Origin of the sequence: Chryseobacterium tongliaonense (assembly GCF_041224435.1) — a bacterium.
Classification (GTDB): Bacteria; Bacteroidota; Bacteroidia; order Flavobacteriales; family Weeksellaceae; genus Chryseobacterium; species Chryseobacterium tongliaoense.
Map to the genome: position 1 here is coordinate 404,372 of NZ_JBGFFD010000002.1, position 22,843 is coordinate 427,214.

Sequence of the window (22,843 nt, forward strand, 5' to 3'; positions counted from 1 at the left end):
ATAAAAAAATCCCGAAAATATTTTCGGGATTTTTTTATTTTACAACTTCAGAAACTTTAGTTTTCTCAGCTTCATAGATTCTTTTTCTTAAATCGCTGGAAGAAAAACGGTGATCTCTTTTATTATAATAAATCTCGATTCCTTTTTCTTCACAGTATTTTTTCCCGGTAAAATCCCGGTCCATATAATCGTCACCAATGATCCTTACATCAATTACAAAAGATTTCAGGATGTCTTCCAGATCCTGTTCCGTATAATAAGGGATAATTTCATCTACGGCATTTACAGCTTTCAACTGGATATATCTTTCTACAATGGTCTGGGTAGGCTTATTTTTGTTGGGCCTGTCATGAGAGGGGTCAATCTGCAGGCCTACGATTAAATAATCGCAAACTGTTTTAGCTTCTTCCAGCATTTTAATATGCCCGGCATGAAGTAAATCAAAAGAGGAAAAGGTTATTCCTATTTTTTGTGTTTTCATATTAATACTTATTTAAATCTTTCTAAAATATTACTTTTAATGCTTAAACAGCAATATTCAGATAAGTGTTCTTTTATTATTTAAATTTTTTCTCCTTATTCAGGTATTCCTGTTCATTAAGCATCAGTTTCTGGAATTCAGATATTTCTGCCATTCCCAGACTGTTCTCAATGCTTCTTCAAGAGAGGTCTCCGATTTCCAGTGAAGCTCTTTTTCAGCTTTATCGGCATTCGCATAAGCTACTGTGATATCTCCTTCCCTTCTCGCACAAATCTGATAAGGAACCTTCACATCATTGGCTATTTCAAACGCTTTTACAACTTCCAGCACAGATGATCCTTTTCCCGTTCCAAGATTATAAATATCAATAACGGTACCTGCTGATTCATCTTCCATCAGTTTTTTCAAAGCAGCAACATGGGCTTTGGCAAGATCTACCACGTAGATATAATCCCGAACCGGTGTACCGTCTTCTGTAGGATAATCATCACCCCAGATGCTCAGTTTCTCACGAATCCCTGCAGCCGTCTGCATTACATAAGGAACCAGGTTATTAGGAACTCCTACCGGTAATTCTCCTAATTTCGCCGACGGATGCGCTCCGATAGGATTAAAATACCTCAGCAAAGAAATTTTAGCTTTATAGGCATTTGCAAAATCTTTCAGGATTTCTTCTCCCATCTGCTTGGTCTTGCCATAAACGCTTTCAGGCAATTTCAACGGTGTATTCTCATCAATCGGCATGGTATCTGCCTGCCCGTAAACCGTACAGGATGAACTGAAAATAAAGTTGGAAATATTTCTTTCTTTAAATTCTTTAAGCACATTGATCAGTGAAAACAGGTTGTTCTCATAATAATCAACAGGTTTTTCCTGACTTTCACCGACCGCTTTAGATGCTGCAAAATTGATACATCCGTCAATCTGATGGGCATCAAAAACCTGGGTAAGAAGCTCTTTCCTTTTTAAATCAAAGGGATAAAAAACAGGCTTTTTACCTGTAATTTCTTCTATATTTTTTAAAATAAATTTTTCTGAATTGGATAAATCATCTACAATAACCACCTCAAAGTTGTTATTCAGAAGTTCCACAACAGTGTGTGAACCGATATATCCAAGACCTCCCGTTACGAGTATTGCCATTTTTTAGTAATAAATTTTTTATTCTTCGTTTTGTCCTATGTTTTCTATTTCAATTTCAGATTTATTCTTCTTTATCTTATATCTATTTACAACTATAAAAACTATAATAAATAGTATTAAAAATTTTAAAGAACCATAATTAAAAGAAAATCCGTAAGTTAAAATATTTATTAATGTTGCTCCTCCAGAAAAAATCATGTATAGGCATAAACTTAAATTAAGATATAAAACAGCTTTATTATATTTCTCAATTAGATTAATAAATGCAAATAAATTAACAATCGTACCAAAAGAAACAAGTAATAATTTTAAGATATTAAAATCATTAAATAAGGAAAGGAGAAAAAATATCGAGGCAAGACAGAATATAAAACTAATTGTTATAGCCAAATAATAAACTACCTTTTTTTCAAATATTTTCTTTTCCATCTACCCCATAAACTCAAGCACAGCATCCGTGATATACTTCAACTGCTCTTCATCCAGTTCAGTGTGCATCGGTAATGAAATTACCTGATCCAAAAGCTTATCTGTATTTACAAAATCAGCATCATTACTTTCCTGGAAATAAGCTTTCTGTTTTCTTAAAGCTACAGGATAATAAATCATTGCCGGAATTTCTTTTTCGGTTAAGAATTTCTGCAGTTCATTGCGTTTTCCATTCAAAATTCTCAATGTATATTGGTGAAATACGTGTGTTGAATTTTCAGCTCTTTTCGGCGTCAGAATATTTTCATGCCCCGCAAAAGCTTCATCATAATAATCGGCTGCTTTTCTTCTTGCTTCATTGTAAGAATCAAGGTTCGGAAGTTTTTTCCTTAAAATCGCTGCCTGAATGCTGTCTAAACGGGAATTTACTCCTACCTCATCATGATAATACCTTTCATACATTCCGTGGTTTACAATTCCTCTTAAACGGTGTGCCAATTCATCATTATTGGTAAAAATAGCTCCACCATCACCATAGCAACCTAAATTTTTAGACGGGAAAAATGATGTGGTTCCCACCGTAGACATTGTTCCTGCCTGCTTTACCGTTCCGTCAGAGAAAGTATAGTCAGAACCGATGGCCTGTGCATTGTCTTCAATGACGTATAAGTTATGTTCCTCTGCAATTTTCAGGATTTCTTCCATATTGGCGCACTGCCCGAAAATATGTACAGGAATGATCGCTTTAGTTTTTGGGGTAATCGCTTTTTTGATTTCTTCTGTTGAAATCGTGAATGTATCATAATCTACATCTACCAAAACCGATTTCAGCTTTAATAAATGAATAACTTCTACTGTTGCTGCAAATGTGAAATCGGCAGTAATAACCTCATCCCCTTCTTTAAGATCAAGGGACATCAATGCAATCTGTAACGCATCTGTACCGTTGGCACAAGGAATAACGTGTTTTACATCCAAATAAGATTCCAATTCGTTCTGGAAAGACTTTACTTCAGGCCCATTGATAAAAGCCGCAGAATCCATTACATTTAAAACCGCATTATCCACATCATTTTTTATCTTGTAATACTGACTTTGTAAGTCAACCATCTGAATTTTTTTCATAAACAAATATTTCTGTAAAAATAAGGATTTTAATATCCTGTCAAAAATTTTATTGATTTTGTTTTATCTTTATGAAAAATAAATACATGAAAAGAATTTTACTCTTTTGTCTTTTAACAGGTTATTCTTCAGTTTCTGCACAAACAAGCCTTGTTTTTGTGTTTTTCAAGGATAAACCGAACAAAGCCTCTTTTTATGCCAATCCGCTATCTGAACTCTCCCAAAAGTCTTTAAACAGGAGGATATCACTGGGAATTTCATTGAATGACCAGGATGCTCCGATCGAGCAGTCTTACATTCAGAACATTCAGAATCTGGGTTTTACGGTAACCGATTATTCCAAATGGCTGAACGGGGTTGCCGTCAATGCCACACCCGCACAAATCATAACTCTGCAATCTCAAACTTATGTACAGACTGTAGAAAGTTTTGCTAAAAATTCTTCATCGGGTACAAAAACAGGCAGCTTCAACAAATGGGAAAGCCCATCTGATGCCAATAAAAACTTAACCACTTTTAATTACGGTTCCGGTTCCGAACAGATTGACCAGATCAATTTAAGGCCGCTTCATCTTGCCGGATACACAGGAACGGGAGTTTCCATTGCTGTGATTGATACCGGATTTCCTACAGTAAATACAGGTTCAGCCTATTCCCGATTATGGACCAATAATCAGATTAAAGCCGGCTACGACTTTGTTACCAAAAGCAATGACATTTATAATACATCCCTGAACGGCCACGGCTCTGTTGTTCTGGGAGCTATCGGCGGATATATTCAGGATACTTTTGTGGGAGCTGCTCCGGATGCCGACTTTTATCTTTACCGGAGTGAGAATACTACGGTAGAAATTCCGGAGGAAGAGCTTTACTGGATTGAAGCTGCGGAAGAAGCTGACAGAAAAGGGGTTGATCTTATTACGACTTCTTTAGGATATGCCCAATTTGATGATCCGAAATATAATTATACTTATGCCAATCTGAACGGAAGCACCTCTTTCATTGCAAGAGCTTCGGAAATCGCTGTCAATAAAGGAATTTTTGTATTGTTTGCAGCAGGTAATTTCGGAAACCAGGCATGGCATTACATCCTTACGCCTGCAGATAATGCCAAAGTTTTTACAATAGGATCTGTAGATTCTGCCGGAGCCTCATCCGCATTTTCAGCTTTCGGTCCTAATTCTTTAGGAGTCATAAAACCCGACGGAAGTACAAGAGGATCAAATACCGTTACCGTTAACGACAACGCTACAACTATTGTGAGCGGAACTTCCATTGCCACCCCGATTGCTGCCGGCGGAGTAGCCTGTCTGATTCAGGCATTTTCTACCATGAACAGAGATGCAATGAGAACCAAACTGAGACAGACTGCATCATTATATCCCAATCATACCGATCAGATGGGATATGGAATTCTTAATTTCGGAAGTTTCTACAACACCACTCTAAGTACATCCGAAATGGTGAAGGAGAAAAAAATAAGTATTTTCCCAAATCCTGTTAAAAATATTTTAAATATTGCTTCTGAAGACGATGTTTTATCTCTGGAGATTTACGATAACCTCGGAAGGCTGATTGTAAAAAATGCCAATCAGAGATCCGTAAAAGTTGAAGATTTTGCAAAAGGAACTTATTATCTGAAAATTCAGATGAAAGATAAAATTTATTATGAGAAATTTATAAAAGAATAAAATAAAACCTTCCGGATCGGAAGGTTTTTGTTTTTAAATATTTAGGTACACATTAAACTATGTTTTCTCCTGACTTCTTTTTATTGAGATTCCTTCACTACGCTTACGCTCCGTTCCGAATGACAAACATTGAACAATTAATCATGTCTTAAAAACTTAATCATCTTAATGTTCAATTCTTCAATTACGCAGAGTTTCTGCTCGCATTAATATTGCCGAACAAAGAACGTGTTACCAGTTTCTCATAAGCTGTCTTATCACCCTCACCCTTCTGTATCTTCATTAAAGCATATTGCTGAATGCTCAATAACGGCAATACGATCTTCTCACGGATTTTCACGGATTTTCTTGAAAGCGGGTCTTCTTCCTGAAGCAGTGTAAAACCTGTTAATTCCAGCATGATGTCTTTGGAGAGATTATACTCTTCAAAAAGCACATTCCAGAACTCACCGAATTTCGGATTATTTTTAATGTAGTACGTCAACGGGAAATAAGATTTGTTCATACTCATCATCGAGTTTAAAACTAAAGTTTTAAAGAAGTCGGAACCTTTGTATAATTCTTTTACTTCTTCAAACCTGCCCTGCTTTTTCATTTCCTGCATGGCAAAACCAAATCCGAAGAATCCCGGAACATTTTGCTTCAGCTGTGACCATGATCCTACAAACGGAATAGCTCTTAAATCCTCAAATTTCAGTTCGTTTCCATTTCCCCGCTTTGAAGGACGGCTTCCGATATTTGTTTTCCCGTAATATTCAAGCGTACTCATCTCCTGAAGATAAGGAACAAACATCTGGTGAGCTTTTAAATCTGAATATTTTTTATAACTGATATTTGCCAATTCAGTGATCAGCTTTCTTTCCTTTTCGGTTAAATCTTTTTTAGAATTTTTAAACACATCATTCTCAACTCCTGCAGTCAGAAGCTGTTCGAAATTGTATTTTGCCTGCTCCTTATTTCCGAAAATACTTGTAATCGTTTGTCCCTGGATGGTCAACTCGATTTTGTTATTCGCAATAGTATTTCCCTGTGAAGCATAGAAATCATGGGTTTTTCCGCCTCCTCTTGCCGGTGGGCCGCCCCTGCCATCAAAGAAGACTACTTTAATCCCTTTTTCTTCGGAAAGTTTTGTCAGGATTTCTTTGGCTTTATAAATTTCCCAGTTGGCTTTTAAATAACCGCCGTCTTTTGTTCCGTCAGAGAATCCCAACATAATGGTCTGCTGATTTCCTCTTCTTTCCAGATGTTTTTTATAAACAGGATTCTGATATAGTTCCTGCATTACATTTTCAGCGTTATCAAGGCCTTCCATGGTTTCAAAAAGCGGAACAATATCCATATTGATCTCTTCATCCCGGTAACCGCAAATTTTAAAGAATGCGTATACATTCATTACATCTTTCACGGCATCGGAATTGGAAATAATATAGCGGTTCATTCCCCTTGATCCGTTCAGCTGCTGGATTTCAGAAACCTGGGAAACGGTTAATAAAGTATCTTTTACAATATCTTCAAAGTCATCCGGGCTTATTTTATCTGAAGCCTGAATCAGCTTATTGAATTTTTCTTCGTGATCCTCTTCTGTATTTCCATACACTTTAGCAAAAACCTCATCGATAACTTTCTGATGGATCCTGCTGTCCTGACGGATATCCAATGTTGCAAAGTGGGTTCCGAAAATCTTAACCCTATCTTTAAAATTCACCAACAGATCTAAAAATAATGAGTTATGCTGACTGATCAGAATATGTTCTGCTTCATCTGCTCTTTTAAGAATATCTTCGGCTGTAATTTTCTGATTATTGAAAATCGCCGCATACAATTCATCATTCAGCTGATTTAAAGCTTCTGAAACGCCTCTGAAACTCAATCTTCTTCTGATAAATTTCAAATGGCTGTAATAGGATTTTAAAATCGCTGAGCGAAGTTCTTCGGCTACTCTTTTGGTCACACCAGCGGTTACAAAAGGGTTTCCATCTCTGTCACCGCCCGGCCAGAAACCAAGCTGGATAATATCTTCGTGCAGATGGAAATGACCGTTTCCAAATGTTTTTTTAATTTTGGTAAACAGCTCTCCTATGGTGTCGTAATAGACATATCTCAAATAGGAAATAATGCTTAGAGCCTCATCAACAGGGGTCGGTTTTTCTTTATTTACGAAAGGTGTTTTTCCCAACTGCTGCAACAGCATATCAATATTCGTAACAGAATCTGTGGTAATTGCACTTCTCAGATCCTGGATGATCCTTTGTACGGAACTCGGATAAAACTGAGTCGGGTGCGCGGTAAAAACTACTTTAACGGTAAAATCTTTCAGCTTCTCACGTACTTTTTCCAGCTTATGATCCTGAACCGAGCGTTCAAAAAGATTGGTAACTGTACCGTTATCGCTCTCAGAATGCAGGTTTGGAAAGGCAGCATCTTCAATACTGTCAAACAAAACCACCTGTCTTTCGATATACTGAATGATTTTAAAAAGAAGTTCAAGTTTCTGCTCTTCCGTCTGCAGATCGGTATGGCTTTTAAAGAAATCTTCCACGATCTCTTCCGGGGTTTTTCCGGCATCGTAGCCATTTTTACTTTCTTCATACAAAAACGGAAGGAGCATTCCGATATTGGTCATTTTATCATAAGGCAGGCTCATAAATAATGAATTGTAGATCTGGAACTTATTTTCCACGATCTGCCTGAATTTTTCTGCGCGTTGGTCGTGTATCATATAACAAATGTAGGAGATTTTGTTTTTAAATCCGTTCTGTTTTATTAAAAAATGATTATGATTTCGGATGATAGAAAAAAGATGACAGGAAATATCAAAAAGGATAAAAAATATTTATAAAAAAATGCTTAAAGCTTATCCGTTGTGCATTTTTGGAAATAATTTGGAATTATTGATAATTAAACATATATACTTTTGTTTTACTTTTTTAAATGAAATGGCTTTGTTTATCTCTATTAGAGATCATTTTATATTAAGAAACTTTGTATAGCCTTGCGATAATTTAAAATGCAAAGAAAGACAAGACTTAATTTTAACTGTTTGAAAATAAGATAAACAAAGGCGTCCACTTATTTTTGAAATACAAGGATTCAAAATATACAACAGGTTTAAAGCTTATCTTTTTGAATGGCTCTTATAAATAATCAGTCACAAAAGTCAGAATCTAACACCTTCATTTCGTAAATTTGCCGGAAACATTTTCTTTTTATGAGAATAATCGTCGCTTTTTCACTGGTCATATCCAACTTGTTCTCTGCACAGATCAAAGTTCCTGACGATTATAAAAAAATTCCGGATATATTGGATTCTGCTGATTTTTCATATCCGTTTATGATTCCGGATAAAAAATATGATTATTGGCAGGTACATCGTCCAAGCGATAAACCGGAACCGGAATTGATCTACGACAGCCAGAGACCGGAAAACATGGCCGGTATCGACGAATCTTCCCCAAACAACGGCTTTTTCAGGGAATGCCAGACCGAAAACTGCTTTTCATATATTCTTATCTGTAATAATAATAAACCGGAATCTCTGACCTCTGAAAAACAATTGAAAAACTTTATCGGATTCGTGGATAATCTTCCCGAAGCTCTTCTTATTGCCAAGATCAACGGTTTTTCAATTGATACAGCGAACAGGTTTACCGGCTCATACAAAATTGAAGACCGGTATATTTCACTTTATGCTTTAAAATCTAAAAGTTGTCCGGTAATTAAAGAATCTTTTTTAGTAAAAATCAACAGGAAAAACGGAAAGCTCGAATCCAGAAGTAATGGTGTTTATTATAAAAGCAATGACTGCAATAAGTAAACCTTTAAAATTACTGCAATTACAGAAAACGATATGGAATAACATTCTTACTACTTTAGGTTTTTGAAGAAATACAGACAAATCCTGATAGTTTTTATTAAATAAAATCATAAGAATTTTAAAACTTCCTTAACTCATTTTTCCTTTTGCATTGCGTACATTTGGCTTATTAAAAAAGTAAAAACAATGCTTAATTTCGAGTTTAAAAATCCAACTAAAATACTTTTCGGGAAAGGTGAAATTGCTAAAATTTCAAAGGAAATTCCCCAGGATGCAAAAATATTAATGATTTATGGAGGCGGAAGCATCAAAAACAATGGTGTTTATGATCAGGTAAAAGAAGCTTTGAAAGATCATGAGTTTTATGAATTTGGCGGAATTCCTGCCAATCCTGAATATGAGGTTTTAATGAGTGCATTACAGTTTATCAGGGAAAAAAATATCACTTTTCTTTTGGCTGTAGGCGGAGGTTCTGTGATTGACGGAACAAAATTCCTTTCTGCTGCGGCCAATTATGATGGTGAGCCTTGGGAAATCCTTAAGAAACCGGTAAGAACTTTTGAAGGAGAAGGAATGCCTTTTGGTAGTATTTTAACGCTTCCTGCAACGGGTTCTGAAATGAATTCCGGCTACGTGATCTCAAGAAGGGAAACGAATGAAAAATTATCTTCAGGTGGCCCGGGACTTTTTCCGCAGTTTTCCGTTCTGGATCCGGAAGTTGTAAGATCTATTCCCAAAAACCAGATTGTAAACGGGATTACCGATGCCTATACTCATGTTTTAGAACAGTATATGACGGCTCCTTCGTCTGCTGACCTGCAGGAAAGAATTGCAGAAAGTATTTTAATCAGCTTACAGGAAACCGCTCCTAAGGTTTTGGCCGATGATTTTGATTATGAGGCGGCAGGGAATTTTATGTGGTGCTGTACAATGGCCTTAAACGGGCTTATTCAGAAAGGAGTGATCACAGACTGGGCTGTTCATGCTATGGGTCACGAATTAACGGCTTATTACGGAATTGATCATGCAAGAACACTGGCCATCATTGCTCCGTCGCATTACCGTTATAATTTCGAAACCAAAAAGGGAAAATTAGCGCAATACGCTGAGAGAGTATGGGGAATTACAGAAGGAACAGTGGAAGAAAAGGCAGAAGCAGGAATCAAGAAAATGGAATCGTTTTTCCATAGCTTAAATATTCAGACCAGGCTTTCAGAATATACGGAAGACTACAAAGGAACTGCTGAAAGGGTTGAAAAAGCATTTACAGACAGAAACTGGCTGGGCTTGGGTGAGCATAAAACCCTGACCCCGCAGGATGCGTATAAAATTGTAGAGATGAGCTATTAAATGGTTTAAAGTTTTGGGTTTTGGGTTTAAGGTTAAAGCAATTATTAAAGGGAGATGATTAAATTTTTTAAGTAATTTTACTGTTTAAATCTTAAAACGGTTCTTTCAACTTCTAACCTTTTACAAAAAATCCTATTATTTATAAACATTCGTTTAAAAAACATTAATTTCATTATAAATATTTCAAATTTATTTATATTTTAGCATATTCTAAATTTGTAAAAATGAAAAAACAATTACTTTTATTTGCCTTTTCAGCACTAGCGCTTACTTCTTGTGAAGATGATAATATACAAGCTTATGAAGTAGATATGATGAAGGGAGACTGGAAGACTAGTAAAACAGAAATTATTTCCGGAAAAGACAATAAAACTGTAATAACTTCTGATACGCCTTCAGGATGTAGTGCAAAAAATATAACTGAGTTCAGAACTGATTATTATACATCATATACTGCATATGCAGGTGTGGGAGCCGATTGCCAGCTCAACAGCAAAACTGAAGGAACCTTCACTTATGACACTGAAAGCAAAGATCTTGTTATCAAATACAATAATGACAATGAAAGAAAGTACAAAGTAGTCATTCTTAGCAGTACAGAATTAAGATTAATGCAAACGTTTGGGAATATAGACATAGATGGAGACCAGGTGATCGACATCAACTATATTTCTTACAAAAGATAAAAACCAGACTCCCGAAAAACCTTCGGGAGTTTTTTATGAAAAGGTTTTAATTAACTAAAAATTATTAAAAAATGAAGAAGATCCTATCAGCATTCTTATTGCTGGCTTATGCCCTGTTCTTTTCACAGGAAAACAAACCGATGTTCTGGCAGGACATTCAAAATTTCAAAAAAATTGATCAGGAGACCCCACCTCCAAAAGATGCCATCCTTCTAATCGGGAGCTCGTCTTTTACCAAATGGACGGATGTTGCCAGTTATTTCCCTGGTAAAACCATCATCAACAGAGGTTTTGGAGGTTCGAGATTAACAGACCTTATTTATTATTCTGAAGATTTACTGAACCCTTATCAGCCAAAACAGATTATTATCTACTGCGGTGATAATGATTTCGCAGATAATCATCAGTTAAAAGCGAAAGCAGTTGTAGAAAGGTATAAAACATTTTACAAAAAGATCCGGGAAAAGTTTCCAGATATAGAAGTCGATTATATTTCTATCAAGTATTCGCCGAGTAGGGAGAAACTATGGCCACAGATGAAGCAGGCCAATAAAAAAATCGCTGCTTTTATGAAGAAAGAGCCTAATGCGGAATTCATCGATATTACCAAAGCCATGGAAGATGCTAACGGAAATGTACGGAAAGACCTCTTTCTGGAAGATATGCTTCATACCAATGCGGAAGGTTATAAGGCCTGGGCAAACGAAATGAGACCTTACATGAAATAAATGCCTATCTGGCGGCTTCGAGAGCCTCAGCCACCAGATAATAAAGTCTCAATAATAAAAAAGCTTCATCCATGGATGAAGCTTTTTTTATTATTTCTTTCTTTTAGATTTTGAAATTGCTTTTTGCTGTGCCCTGTTGGCTCCGAACTTTTTAGGTGCCTTTCTTTTTGACGGACCACCCCAGTTTTCTTTTTTATTTTTATCCTTTTTCTCATGGAACGCTCCGCCACCATCATTCAGTTTTACCTGTGCCGGGTTTTTCATGACCACGTCGTCTTTTTCGGAAGCTATTTTATTAGGATTTATTTTTACTCCTTCAGGGAAATCAATGAACTTAAGGTCTTTATCCATCAGTAATTCGATGTCTAAAATCAAAGGTTCTTCTTTTTTCGTAACGAAAGTGATCGCTTTACCGTCTTTGTCTGCCCTACCCGTTCTACCGATCCTGTGAATATACTGCTCAGGAACATCTGGTGTTTCAAAATTGATCACATGGGTAATATCTGAAATATCCAGACCTCTTGCCATAACATCTGTAGTAATCAGCCCCCTGATCTCTTCATTTTCAAAGCTCTTCATTGCTTTAAGCCTGTAATTCTGGGATTTATTAGAGTGGATTACATCAAACTGATCCGGGAAAAGCTCATCAATTTTTGTAAACAAAAGATCTGCATGTTTTTTATTATTATTGAAGATCAATACTTTGGACATGTCCGTATCGTTTTTCAATAAATGTTCAAGCAGGTTGATTTTAGTATTGAAGTTTTCAACTTTATAAGCGGTCTGTTCTATTTTTTCAAGCGGAGTTCCGGATTTTGCCAATGAAATTTCCACAGGACTTGCAAAATATTCATCCAGCATTTCGTCTACCGCTTCTGTCATCGTTGCTGAGAAAAGAATGTTCTGTCTCTTCTCTTTCATCATTTCAAAAATATGGGTCAACTGCGGTCTGAAACCTAAATTAAGCATTTCATCAAATTCATCAATGATCAGCTTCTGGATTTCCTTCAGGGAGATTGCATTGTCAATGGCTAAATCCATCACCCTTCCCGGAGTTCCCACTAAAATATCACAACCATCGTTGAATAACAGCTTCTGGGTATTGATATTTTTTCCACCATAAATTCCGATTACTCTTGCAGTAATATTTTCCGTTAATTTCTCGATAATTTCTGTTACCTGAACAACCAGTTCTCTTGTCGGAACCAAAACCAGAACCGTTGGATTCCCGGTTTTATTGTATTTCCAGGTCTTAAGAACAGGTAAAAGATAGGCCAGTGTTTTACCGGTTCCTGTTTGTGCGATTCCCATTACATCTCTTCCGGAAAGTATCGGTTTTATACTCTTCTCCTGGATAGGTGTGGGTTCGAACAATTCCAGATCCGCTAAAACATCAAGAATTTTAACCGGCAGTTCAAAATCTGCAAAAGTGAGTTTTTCCATTTTGCAAAGATAGGTATTTAATTAATCTTTACACTTTGGCTGATTATTTTAATATCATCATCCAGCCATTTACTGGTAGTAATGATCACATTTCCTTTCTTCTCAGGGTCTTTTTTTATAGGAAACTTTTCTTCCTCCCATTGGGAACAATGAGTAGAAATAGGTTCCACCAAAGGCTTCCATCCGTTTTTCCTGTTGGTATAGACATAAAACGGATGCCAGCAGCTTGTACACCAGTCCGGATAAAATCCAAGATCATCTTTTCCGTCATCGTTCAAATCTTTAAGGTTGTATAGACTTCCGTTATTGGCAGGTACAATTATAAATGATTTTATATTGCTATCACTGAAATAGATTGTTGTTTCACATTTTCCGTCACATTCGTCACTGCAATCGCTTACTTTGGAATAAGCGTACTCTTTTGTTCCGTTTCCGTCATAGTCGCCTAAAATTCCGTTATTTTCCTGGGCAAAAATGAGGAAACTGCAGAATATTAAGGTGGATGATATCAGTGTTTTCATATTCGTTTTTTTAATTAGTTAGTTGCTTGGTTTGCTTCCAACTATTTGTTGAGATTCCCATAATAAAGGGTTAATAAAGAATTATAATATATATAATACTATTTTATATTGATTGTTTCCGGTTCTTTCAATGATAAGTTTTTATCGCAAAGAAAATGATGCATCGGATACATCTAAGATGAGCAAAGTTTTTAATCTGTACAATAGATTTTCAAAAAACGCCTCATAGTAGACTGATTTTTAAAACTTTACATTAATAAAAAATGATAAGTAAAATAATATATAGTACCCGAATTATTTTCTGGTGATTCTTAATAAAAGGATTAAAACTAAAAGTACCGAGAAAATAAAACCTAAGACGGCAACCAAAGACATTTCCCCGATTCTCGGCCCGGCTTCTGAGACAAAAACAATTGCTGTTGCCACTATGTTTGCCCCTAAAATCATGGCAAGAATCAGATTAACTACACTTGATTTGATTAGCTGGTTGGTCTTTTCAATATTCTTAATTTCACTGGAAACGGTAAATTTATTTTCATCCAGCTTTTGTAAAACCGACCTAAGTTCTTTAGGGATTTCATCTACATTATCCGTAAAACTCATCACCCGGTCCATCCCGGTTTTTAAAATATTCTTCGGACTTATTTTTTTGGTGAATATTTTTTTGGTGTACGGATTAAGGCTTTTCACAATATCCAGATCCGGGTTTATAGTACGTCCAACACCTTCTATCAGGCCGATTCCCTTAAACAAAAGATAAAAATAATCCGGCATGTACAATCGGTTATCTTTTAAAACATCTTTCATTTTATTGATGATCTCCTGTGGATGAATGTCCTTCAAAGAGGAACTGTGAACGAAATTCAAAATATCTTCCACATCATTTTCAAATCTTCTTTCATCCGGAATTTCATAACTGATAGCCATTTTTTTGAGTGATCTTACAATTTTGTGTGCATTTTTAGCAACAAAGCTTACAATCAGGCTTTCAAGAATTTCCTTATCATTCGGCTGGATTTTCCCCACTGCCCCGAAATCAATAAACACTACTTTTCCGTTTCTTTTCACCAGAATATTCCCTGCATGTGGGTCTGCATGAAAAAAACCGTAATCTAAAATCTGGGAAACAAATAAGCGCAATCCTGCTTCCGAAATCTTTACAGGATCAATACCATTGGCTAAAAGCTCAGTCTTATCCGTTACTTTTATCCCGTCAATGAACTCCATACAAAGAACATTATTATTGGAAAATTCTTCGTAGATCTTCGGAACGTAGGTTTCTTTATTGTTTTTAAAATTCCGTGCAAACTGCAGGATGTTATTTTTTTCGTTGATTAAGGAAACTTCTTCCAACAAAGATTTTTCAAAGGTGGAAATGGCCTGCTTCAGGTTGAGCTTCTCTCCTATTTCGGAATAGGAAGAAACGAGTTTTTCAAGATCCTTAATTAAAAGAAGATCATCTTCAATAACGGTTTGTACATCGGCCTTTTTTATTTTTAAAATGACTTCATCTCCATTGAGTAAAGTCGCTTTATAAACCTGAGCTATTGAAGCAGTTGCCAGAGGTTTTTCCTGAATCTCTAGGAAATGGTCCTTAACGGAAATGTTGAATTCATTCTCCAGAATTTCTTCCACATTCATTTCCACCATATCTACTTTATCCTGCAATTTCTGTAGTTCCTGGATCAGCTCAGGCGGCAGCAGATCTTCCCTGTTGCTGAACGTCTGCCCCAGCTTTACAAATGTTGGGCCCAGCTCTTCCAATACCAATCTGATCCGTTCATAGACCGTGCCTTTTGAAATGATTTCATCAGAATTTGCAGAACTCTCTTCCTGTTTTCCGCTGTTCATTCTTGCCAGCATATCTTTAAAGCCATATTTACTCAATACGGAAATCAGTCTTGCCGATCTTTTCAGTTTTCTCTGTTGCTTGTCAAACATATTATAAAAATAAGTAGTTGCAATGTACTTCAAAAATTATTCCTATCCTTTTTTATCCGGGGAATAAAAAGTCCTTTTATCAATAATTAAAAATAAAATCATTATATCCTGTTTTTCATTCAACAGATTTTTTTATCTTTATTCGATTATCAACCAAAAAATATTATAAAATGAAAAATTTACCTAAAAAACTTTCAAGAGAAGAATTAAAAAATGTTTCAGGCGGCGGAATCGTTCTTAACTGTTCAAACAAATGTTGTCCTGATGACGGAAGACCAAGATGTCCAAGACTGATCTGTCCGGCTGTGGTTTGCCCTCAATATGCATAATATTTGTCAAGCAAGTGCCCATAAAAAAACAGAATGTATTTCTACATTCTGTTTTTTTATTTATTTAAGATAAGTTTCGTAGAGATCATTCCGCCTGTCTTTCAAAATCTGAACGGAACCGTTGTAATGAAGATCTTTTAACAGGTTTAAATCCACATCTACAATTAGAGTCATTTCCGTATTAGGCGTTGCTTCTCCTTTCACCGCATTGGATGGAAAGGCAAAATCGGAAGGGGTAAATACGGCAGCCTGCCCGAACTGAATATCCATATTGTTAACTCCCGGCAAATTTCCTACACAACCGGCAATGGCTACATAGCATTCATTTTCTATGGCTCTTGCCGCTGCACAATGACGTACTCTCATATAGGCATTCTGAGTATCGGTAAGATAAGGTACAAACAAGATTTTCATTCCCTGATCAGCCAAAATCCTCGGAAGCTCAGGAAACTCGACATCATAGCAGATTACCAGGCCTATTTTCCCGCAATCGGTATCAAATACTCTGATCTCACTTCCGCCTTTCATTCCATAATATTTTCTTTCATTAGGCGTAATATGGATTTTCCGGTATTCATCGATACGGCCATCACGATGAAGCAGATAGCTCACATTATACAGGTCATTATTTTCAAAAACCGGCATGCTTCCGGAGATGATATTGACATTGTAGCTGATCGCCAACTCTGAAATCCTGTTTTTAATCTGCTCTGAAAGCTTAGCCAGCTCTATCATACTGTCTCTTTCCGAAAGCTTATTGAATGGCGCTAATAACGGGGTATTGAAAAGCTCAGGGAATAATACAAAATCCGATTTATAATCTCCCATCACATTTACAAAAAACTCAACCTGTTCATAAAAGGCATCAATATTTTTAAAATGCCTCATCTGCCATTGCACCAAGCCCAGACGGATGATGCTATCCTGCATCGTATTTGGCTTTTTGCTGTAGTAAATGTTATTCCATTGCAGTAAGACCGCATTTTCTTTTGAGGATTCGTCTTCGGGAAGGTATTTTTTTAAGACTTTAATCGGTAAAAAATTATTGGAAAGCTGGAAGGACAAAACGGGATCATAAATTTCTTTGTCTCTCACTTTACGGATATAATCCCTTGTTGAAAGTTCATCGCTGTATTTATGATAATTCGGGATCCTTCCACCAAGAATAATGGATTTCAGGTTGAGAAGTTCACATAATTCTTTTCTGGCATCATACAACCTCCTTCCCAATCGCAGTTCACGAAACTCAGGGTCTACAAAAATTTCTATCCCGTATAAAACATTTCCTGTGGATAAGTGGGTATTAAAGGTATAGTTTCCCGTAATATCACTGTAGGTATGGTCATCGCCAAACTCATCATAATTGACAATAATGGAAAGTGCCACGGCCGCCAATTTGCCATCTACCGTAATGCAGATCTGGCCTTTAGGAAATATTTTAGTGAGTTTTTCAATACTTTTTTTAGACCAGACATATTCTGACATTTGTGGATAAGCACGTCGCATCGTTTCTACCAATTCATCATAATCCTGAACCGTCAGGGTACGTGTTTCTATTTGCATTTGCTGTAAGTTTTAATAAATTTAAGGAAAATAATCCGTTCCGGTGATTAAATTAGAGTACTTTGTGGATAAATTATTGAGGATTTAAGGGGATAAAAAAGATCGGAATCAACAATATAATTTCGGAGAAAACATAGACTTTATTTTATAGTTTTGCTTTGAGATTTAAAAATTTTTCTAAAAAAGATATGAAATGAAGACCTATTACATACTTATCTATTTTATAACCATTCTTTTTTTAGTCAGCTGTAATTCTGCATCAAAAATTAGATATAGTAAAGCATATAGAATTGTAAGTAAAGATTTTATTGATAAGGAAAGTTCAATAAAAGAGTTTGGAAAAGATATCTCCGGGGTATATGTATATGATTCAATATATGCAAACCCTTTAAGTAATTTAGATACTTCTATTTATAAAAATGTTTTTCCCGAAAAAGGAAATATAAAAAGTTTACGTAAAGACATTGATTTGAATAAACTCTCCAAGGAATATAGAAATAAAAATTGGGATTTAAATGCAAAGTTTGATACTATTTGGGGAGGTGTAGTTCAATATAAAGATCTTCTTAACGGACCTTTAAATGCAACCATTTTTTCAGAAATAAAAAATGACCGATTAAGAATAGACGTTGTTCCATTTTTTATAGGAACCCCAAAATATTGTGGGTCTGTAACTAAATATTATTTCAAGTTTAATAAAACTAAAATAATTGAAACTAAGGTTTGGAAAGACCACTACGAATGTTTGAATTAAAATTAAAACTATAACGTAACAAAAAACCTCCCTGCCGGGAGGCTAAAAAACACAAATGATGAAAAAATTATTATCAAATAAATAACTCTCACTTAACTCTTCTGCAAAATTAAATACAGAAAATTTAAAATTTCATGAGTTGAATCATAAAAAAAACCTGCTTTATAAAGCAGGTTTATATTTTTTAGTAAGCAAACTATTATTCCCATTCAATGGTTGCAGGCGGTTTGCTTGAAATATCATAAGCCACCCTGTTGATACCTCTTACTTCATTGATGATTCTGCTTGATACCGTATCTAAAAACTCGTAAGGAAGCCTGCTCCAGGTTGCCGTCATAAAGTCGATGGTATTGGCAGAACGAACTACCGCTGTGTATTCGTAAGTTCTTTCATCGCCCATTACTCCTACAGATTTTACGGGAAGTAATACGACAAAAGCCTGGGAAACCTTCTCATAAAGATCATTTTTATATAATTCTTCGATGAAAATATCATCAGCTTCCTGAAGGATTCTCACTTTCTCAGCATCTACAGCACCTAGTACTCTGATTCCCAAACCCGGGCCTGGGAAAGGGTGTCTGTGTACCAGATGATGTGGAATTCCCAATTCTTCACCTACTTTTCTTACTTCATCTTTAAACAGTTCTCTTAAAGGCTCCAACAGTTCAAATTCCATATCTTCGGGAAGTCCGCCAACGTTGTGGTGGGATTTAATCACTGCAGATGGTCCGTTTACCGACTGGCTTTCAATAACGTCGGGATAAATGGTTCCCTGCGCTAAAAACTTAGCTCCTTCAATCTTATGGGATTCTTCATCAAAAACATGGATAAACTCGTTTCCGATGATTTTTCTTTTTTGCTCAGGATCATCTACTCCGGCCAGCTTGGAAAGAAATCTTTCAGAAGCGTTAACCAGCTTAATGTTCATATGGAAATGTTCTCCATAATTATCCATAACCTTTTTGTCCTCATCTTTTCTCAGAAGCCCGGTATCTACAAAAATACAAGTCAGCTGATCTCCGATGGCCTTATGGATTAAAACCGCTGCTACCGAAGAGTCTACTCCGCCGGAAAGACCAAGGATCACTTTATTGTCTCCTACTTTTTCACGGATTTCAGCAACTGTTTTTTCAATATAATTTGTCAGTTTCCAGTTTTTTTCTGCATTACAGATTCCAAAAACGAAATTCTCAAGCATTTTACCTCCTTCTTCCGTATGGGAAACTTCCGGGTGAAACTGTACACAATAGATCTTTCTTTCTTCATTGGAAATAGACGCCATTACGCCAGACTGTGCATTGAGCTCAAAACCTGCCGGCAACATTCCCACTTCATCAAAGTGGCTCATCCATACGATGGAATTCTGGGTAACTCCTTTTAAAAGAGCATTTTCTTTAACGATTTCCAAATGAGCCTTTCCATATTCCCCTTTTACGCCTTTATGCACTTTTCCGCCTAAAAGATGTGCGGTAAGCTGCATTCCGTAGCAGATTCCCAAAACCGGAATTCCTTGCTCATATAATTCTTTTTCTACTAAGTGAGCATTTTCTGCATTCACGGAACTTGGACCTCCGGAAAGGATGATTCCCTTTGGTTCTCTTGCTAAAATATCCTGTAAAGGAGTGTTGAAAGGCAGAATTTCAGAATATACGCCCATCTCACGGATTCTTCTTCCGATAAGCTGGTTGTACTGGGATCCGAAATCTAATATGATAATACCGTTGTTCATTTTTATAATTGATAAATGATGTTTGATAATTGACAGAAGCCATAAGCATAAAGTTATTCTCTAACTTCCCGTTTCCAGCCTCTGACTTCTAAATTAAATGTGTTACAAAAAAAGACTTGGAAACGTTCCAAATCTTTTTTCATGATTTTATTTAAAACTTTCCGATGTCTTCTCTGTAGAAACTGTAATCGAAATGTACATGTCCTGCATCTTCGTACACTTTCTTGCGGGCATCGTCATAAGTAGCGCCTGTGGCTACAATGTTGAGCACCCTACCGCCATTGGAAACCACTTTATCGCCTTTTCTGATAGCGCCTGCGTGCAATAGCTGGCTGTGCTGTACTTTATCTTCGCCTACGATTTCGAAACCTGTTTCAATGTTTCTCGGATATCCTCCGGAACACATTACCAGACAAACCGCTTTTTCGTCTTTAAACTTAAGCTCAATGTCCTTACCGTTCATACAGTCGTTGATAACGTCCAGAAGGTTATTTTCCATAAGGGCCATCAATACCTGGGTTTCAGGATCTCCGAATCTCATGTTATATTCTAAAAGATAAGCTCCGTTTTTAGTAACCATCAATCCGAAGAAGATGATTCCTTTAAAGCTGAAACCTTCTGCTTTAAGACCTGTAACGGTGGGCTCAAGGATATTTTTTTCGAAATCCGCGTAATGCTCCTGGGTAAATTCCGGGCTTGGAGCCACAGATCCCATACCTCCTGTATTAGGCCCTGTATCACCATTACCTGCCTTTTTATAATCTTTGGCAGCAATACAAGGGAAAAGTTTTTCACCGTTTGAGAATGCAATGATAGAAGCTTCAAAACCTTGTAAAAATTCTTCGATAACTAAACGGATACCGGCATCTCCATAGATTCTGCGAATCATGAAATCGTGGATCGTGGCTTCGGCCTCTTCCAAAGTATCGCAAATTACAACACCTTTTCCGCCTGCCAAACCACTTGCCTTGATCACCAAAGGATATTCCTGGGTCTGAACGTATTCTTTAGCCTCATTATATGAATCAAATACCACAGCTTTTGCTGTTTTGATATCATAGGTCTGCATAAATTTCTTAGAGAAAGCCTTACTTCCTTCCAGGCTTGCCACTTTTTGAGTCGGGCCAAAAACTTTAAGATCATGCTTTTTAAATTCATCCTTCAAACCTGCTACAAGCGGTGCTTCAGGACCTACAATCGTTAAGTCGATCTTTTCTTTAATCGCGAAATCTCTAAGTTCTTTAATTTCTGATAAATGAACATTTTTCCCTATTACATCGGTGGTAGCATTTCCGTTAGCGAAAAACATTTTAGTAACTCTGGAGTCTTTATGAAGTTTTTCTGCCAGTGCAGACTCTCTTCCACCTTCACCTATGATTAATATTCTCATACTTTAATTTAATTATCTAGTCTATATTCTACAAATATATAATTTTGAATGCTATTTATACAATCTCAAAACTAATTTTTAATTCTATTTTAATTAGTGTAAAAAATGTCTGATTCCGGTAAACATCATCGGAATACCATGCTCATTCGCTGCTTCGATGCTGTCCTGGTCTTTTACACTTCCTCCCGGCTGTATGATTGCTTTGATACCTTCCTGAGCGCAGAAATCTACCACATCACGGAAAGGGAAAAATGCATCTGAAGCCAATACCAAATCTCCGGAGAATTTTTCTTTTGCTCTTTCAATCGCCTGCTGGGTTGCCCAGATTCTGTTTACCTGGCCGCCTCCGATTCCGAAAGCCTGAATTCCGTTGGAAACTACAATCGCGTTTGATTTAACGTATTTCACTACTCTCTGTGAGAAAAGCAATGCTTTCTTCTGCTCTTCTGTCGGCTGGGTTTCAGTTACCACTTTAATATCATCAGAGAAAACGCTGTCGTTATCCTGAACCAATATTCCACCGTCTATTTTCACCCATGTCTGTTTGTCAGAAACAGGATTTACGATTTTTATAATTCTTAAATTCTTCTTTTTTCTTAAAATTTCAAGGGCTTCTTCATCAAAGTCAGGAGCCATTACAATTTCAAGGAAGGTTTTGTTTAATTCTTCTGCTGTTGCCGCATCGATTTTGTAGTTCATTGCAACAATTCCGCCAAAGATAGAAACCGGGTCACACTCGAAAGTTTTCTGATATGTTTCCAACGCTGAAGTTCCGATCGCCACACCGCAAGGCGTAGAATGTTTTACAGCACAACAAGCCATTTCTTCTTTGAATTCTGTAACCACCTTCCAGCAAAGATCCATATCTCGAAGGTTGTTGAAAGATAATTCTTTTCCGCCAAGCTGTTCGAAGTCTTTCATTGCCCCGTTCTCAAAAGTAGAAACGTAGTAAGCAGCCGTCTGATGAGGGTTTTCACCGTATCTTAAATCGGATACTTTTTTATAGGAAGCATTAAGGTAAGCCGGATAATCTTCATCTAAAAGCATTCTTGAAATAGCAGCGTCATAAGCAGAAGTAAGGTTGAATACTTTTCCAGCCAGCTTTTTACGGGTTTCAATGTAAGTGTCACCGTTTTGTTCCATTTCGATCTTTACTGTAGCATAATCTTCCACATCGGTAATCACGGTAACAGAATCAAAGTTTTTAGCTGCTGAACGAAGCATTGAAGGTCCACCGATATCAATAAATTCTACCTTCTCATGTAAAGAAATGTCTTTGTTTACATTTTCAAAGAAAGGATAAAGGTTTACAATAACCATGTCAATCAGACCAATTCCGTGCTCCTGAACCGTTTTCATGTGCTCTTCGTTGGCACGAACTGCTAAAAGACCGCCATGAACTTTCGGGTGTAAAGTTTTCACTCTGCCATCCAACATTTCCGGGAAATTGGTCACCTCATCAATCTGAATTGGATTTAAACCAGCATCTTTCAAATGTTTGAATGTACCTCCTGTAGAAATCAGTTCATAATTTTGGGCTTCCAAAAACCGCGCAAATTCGATCAATCCGCTTTTGTCAGAAACACTGATTAAAACTCTCTTTTTACTCATTTTACTTTCAATTTTTTACTTTTTACAGCTATTTCAAACTGTATTCCGGTCTTTCATCCCCGGATTTACTTTTATTTTACTTAGATTTTTTTAATGTAACAATGTATTAGTTTAG

The 22,843-nt window shown here is 36.5% G+C and carries 19 protein-coding genes; 7 read left to right on the forward strand and 12 right to left on the reverse strand.

The window, feature by feature from the left end:
• Nucleotides 1-34: 34 nt before the first annotated feature.
• The 4 genes from AB8P06_RS06025 to AB8P06_RS06040 form a co-directional block, all read right to left on the reverse strand.
• Entirely contained in the window at nt 35-481 is a 447-nt protein-coding gene (locus AB8P06_RS06025) for an adenylyltransferase/cytidyltransferase family protein (protein ID WP_007842818.1), read from the reverse strand.
• A 123-nt stretch (nt 482-604) separates the two neighbouring features.
• Complete coding sequence (gene galE / locus AB8P06_RS06030) at nt 605-1,624, reverse strand: UDP-glucose 4-epimerase GalE (RefSeq protein ID WP_369839274.1); 1,020 nt, start codon at nt 1,622-1,624, stop codon at nt 605-607.
• 18 nt (nt 1,625-1,642) lie between these two features.
• Nucleotides 1,643-2,053: a hypothetical protein gene (locus AB8P06_RS06035; protein WP_369839276.1), complete on the reverse strand. Its 411-nt coding sequence runs from the start codon at nt 2,051-2,053 to the stop codon at nt 1,643-1,645.
• The gene (locus tag AB8P06_RS06040; protein ID WP_369839279.1) at nt 2,054-3,178 is read right to left on the reverse strand and encodes a DegT/DnrJ/EryC1/StrS family aminotransferase; all 1,125 of its coding nucleotides are present in this window, start codon (nt 3,176-3,178) and stop codon (nt 2,054-2,056) included.
• 86 nt (nt 3,179-3,264) lie between these two features.
• On the opposite strand from AB8P06_RS06040, the gene AB8P06_RS06045 reads away from it, so the two are divergent.
• Nucleotides 3,265-4,869: a S8 family peptidase gene (locus AB8P06_RS06045; protein ID WP_369839282.1), complete on the forward strand. Its 1,605-nt coding sequence runs from the start codon at nt 3,265-3,267 to the stop codon at nt 4,867-4,869.
• Nucleotides 4,870-5,053: 184 nt separating this feature from the next.
• Here AB8P06_RS06045 and AB8P06_RS06050 read toward each other — a convergent pair whose 3' ends face one another.
• Complete coding sequence (locus tag AB8P06_RS06050) at nt 5,054-7,588, reverse strand: phosphoenolpyruvate carboxylase (protein ID WP_369839285.1); 2,535 nt, start codon at nt 7,586-7,588, stop codon at nt 5,054-5,056.
• Between the two features lie 489 nt (nt 7,589-8,077).
• Here AB8P06_RS06050 and AB8P06_RS06055 point away from each other — a divergent pair, with 489 nt between their 5' ends.
• The 4 genes from AB8P06_RS06055 (at nt 8,078) to AB8P06_RS06070 (ending at nt 11,447) form a co-directional block, all read left to right on the forward strand.
• A complete protein-coding gene (locus AB8P06_RS06055) occupies nt 8,078-8,683 on the forward strand; it encodes a hypothetical protein (RefSeq protein WP_369839287.1) in 606 nt (201 codons plus the stop codon).
• A gap of 186 nt (nt 8,684-8,869) precedes the next feature.
• Nucleotides 8,870-10,033 carry an iron-containing alcohol dehydrogenase gene (locus AB8P06_RS06060; protein ID WP_369839290.1) on the forward strand — a complete coding sequence of 388 codons (1,164 nt, stop codon included), beginning with the start codon at nt 8,870-8,872 and terminating at the stop codon, nt 10,031-10,033.
• Between the two features lie 224 nt (nt 10,034-10,257).
• Nucleotides 10,258-10,719, forward strand: a complete 462-nt coding sequence (locus AB8P06_RS06065; RefSeq protein ID WP_369839293.1) for a lipocalin-like domain-containing protein — start codon at nt 10,258-10,260, stop codon at nt 10,717-10,719.
• Nucleotides 10,720-10,790: 71 nt separating this feature from the next.
• Nucleotides 10,791-11,447 carry a GDSL-type esterase/lipase family protein gene (locus tag AB8P06_RS06070; RefSeq protein WP_369839296.1) on the forward strand — a complete coding sequence of 219 codons (657 nt, stop codon included), beginning with the start codon at nt 10,791-10,793 and terminating at the stop codon, nt 11,445-11,447.
• Nucleotides 11,448-11,537: 90 nt separating this feature from the next.
• On the opposite strand, the gene AB8P06_RS06075 is transcribed toward AB8P06_RS06070, so the two are convergent.
• From AB8P06_RS06075 to AB8P06_RS06085, 3 genes are all read right to left on the reverse strand, one after another.
• Nucleotides 11,538-12,890 carry a DEAD/DEAH box helicase gene (locus AB8P06_RS06075; protein ID WP_369839299.1) on the reverse strand — a complete coding sequence of 451 codons (1,353 nt, stop codon included), beginning with the start codon at nt 12,888-12,890 and terminating at the stop codon, nt 11,538-11,540.
• Nucleotides 12,891-12,907: 17 nt separating this feature from the next.
• On the reverse strand, nt 12,908-13,411 hold the full coding sequence (locus tag AB8P06_RS06080) for a hypothetical protein (protein WP_369839302.1): 504 nt from the start codon (nt 13,409-13,411) through the stop codon (nt 12,908-12,910).
• Nucleotides 13,412-13,705: 294 nt separating this feature from the next.
• Nucleotides 13,706-15,352, reverse strand: coding sequence for an ABC1 kinase family protein (locus tag AB8P06_RS06085; protein ID WP_369839305.1), 1,647 nt, complete (start codon nt 15,350-15,352; stop codon nt 13,706-13,708).
• Between the two features lie 170 nt (nt 15,353-15,522).
• Here AB8P06_RS06085 and AB8P06_RS06090 point away from each other — a divergent pair, with 170 nt between their 5' ends.
• Nucleotides 15,523-15,681, forward strand: coding sequence for a bacteriocin-like protein (locus tag AB8P06_RS06090; RefSeq protein ID WP_369839308.1), 159 nt, complete (start codon nt 15,523-15,525; stop codon nt 15,679-15,681).
• A 60-nt stretch (nt 15,682-15,741) separates the two neighbouring features.
• Here AB8P06_RS06090 and AB8P06_RS06095 read toward each other — a convergent pair whose 3' ends face one another.
• The gene (locus AB8P06_RS06095) at nt 15,742-17,244 is read right to left on the reverse strand and encodes a carbon-nitrogen hydrolase family protein (protein WP_369839311.1); all 1,503 of its coding nucleotides are present in this window, start codon (nt 17,242-17,244) and stop codon (nt 15,742-15,744) included.
• Nucleotides 17,245-17,437: 193 nt separating this feature from the next.
• Here AB8P06_RS06095 and AB8P06_RS06100 point away from each other — a divergent pair, with 193 nt between their 5' ends.
• Complete coding sequence (locus AB8P06_RS06100) at nt 17,438-17,998, forward strand: hypothetical protein (protein ID WP_369839314.1); 561 nt, start codon at nt 17,438-17,440, stop codon at nt 17,996-17,998.
• 199 nt (nt 17,999-18,197) lie between these two features.
• Here AB8P06_RS06100 and guaA read toward each other — a convergent pair whose 3' ends face one another.
• From guaA to purH, 3 genes are all read right to left on the reverse strand, one after another.
• The gene (gene guaA / locus AB8P06_RS06105; RefSeq protein WP_369839317.1) at nt 18,198-19,727 is read right to left on the reverse strand and encodes a glutamine-hydrolyzing GMP synthase; all 1,530 of its coding nucleotides are present in this window, start codon (nt 19,725-19,727) and stop codon (nt 18,198-18,200) included.
• A 151-nt stretch (nt 19,728-19,878) separates the two neighbouring features.
• Nucleotides 19,879-21,117 carry a phosphoribosylamine--glycine ligase gene (gene purD, locus AB8P06_RS06110; protein ID WP_369839320.1) on the reverse strand — a complete coding sequence of 413 codons (1,239 nt, stop codon included), beginning with the start codon at nt 21,115-21,117 and terminating at the stop codon, nt 19,879-19,881.
• A gap of 93 nt (nt 21,118-21,210) precedes the next feature.
• On the reverse strand, nt 21,211-22,728 hold the full coding sequence (purH, locus tag AB8P06_RS06115) for a bifunctional phosphoribosylaminoimidazolecarboxamide formyltransferase/IMP cyclohydrolase (protein WP_369839323.1): 1,518 nt from the start codon (nt 22,726-22,728) through the stop codon (nt 21,211-21,213).
• Nucleotides 22,729-22,843: the final 115 nt, after the last annotated feature.